Genomic DNA, 818 nt, shown 5'->3' with positions numbered 1-818 from the left:
CCCGACCGCCGCGACGGCCGCGCATGCGGCGAGCGTCGCGATCGTCAGCGCGAGCGGCCGGAGTGCAGCCACCGGCAGGCCGAGCGCGGCGGCCTGGTCGTCGCCGAGCGCGAGCATGTCGAGCGGTTTCGCGAGCCATGCGAACACGGGCACCGCGAGCACGCACCACGGCAGCAGCATCGACACCTCGCCCCAGCTCCGGCCATAGGTACCGCCGACGAGCCACACGACGAAGCGCGCGGGCTGCACGCTTTCCTGCGTGATCAGCCATTGCGCGAGCGTGGTCCACAGCGCGCCGATCACGATGCCCGTCAGCGCCACCGCGAGCGGCGCATAGCGATGCCGGTGATTCAACGCGAGCGTGACCGCGAGCGACAGCCCGCCGCCGATCAGCGCGGCCGCCGCGAGCGTCACATGACCCATCAGCGGCCACGTCGACAACGCGAACAGCGTGACGAGCCCCGCGCCCTGCGTGACACCGAGCACTTCGGGGCCCGCGAGCGGATTGCGCACGACGCTTTGCATCGCGACGCCGCTCACCGCCAGCAACGCGCCGGCAAGCAGCGCGCACAACAGGCGCGGCATGCGCAGGTCGATCAGCATCCGCGCGAGCGCATCGTGGCCGGACAGCGCAGCGGACCAGCGCGCGATCGACAGCCACTCGGGGCCGGCCGACACGCCGACGAACACGATCAGCACGCCCGCCGCGACGAACAGGGCCGTGCGCAGCGGCCAGCCGAGCCGTTCGAGCCAGCCGACGAGCCGCGTCGAGCCGCCGCCCGCCGCGCGTTCGGCATCCGCGTGCAGCACGCCCGACC

General features: G+C 73.3%; 1 protein-coding gene. It reads right to left on the bottom strand.

Going from position 1 to position 818, the window contains the following annotated elements; all coding sequences use genetic code 11:
- A partial coding sequence (locus tag G3N98_RS39425) for an iron chelate uptake ABC transporter family permease subunit (protein ID WP_206151140.1) occupies positions 1-818 on the bottom strand: 818 nt, incomplete at both ends.

It is taken from the genome of Burkholderia sp. Tr-20390 (genome assembly GCF_017104595.1).
In the GTDB taxonomy this organism is placed as follows: Bacteria; Pseudomonadota; Gammaproteobacteria; order Burkholderiales; family Burkholderiaceae; genus Burkholderia.
Note: the sequence above shows the minus strand (reverse complement) of the source record. Positions and strands in the feature narration are given on the sequence as shown.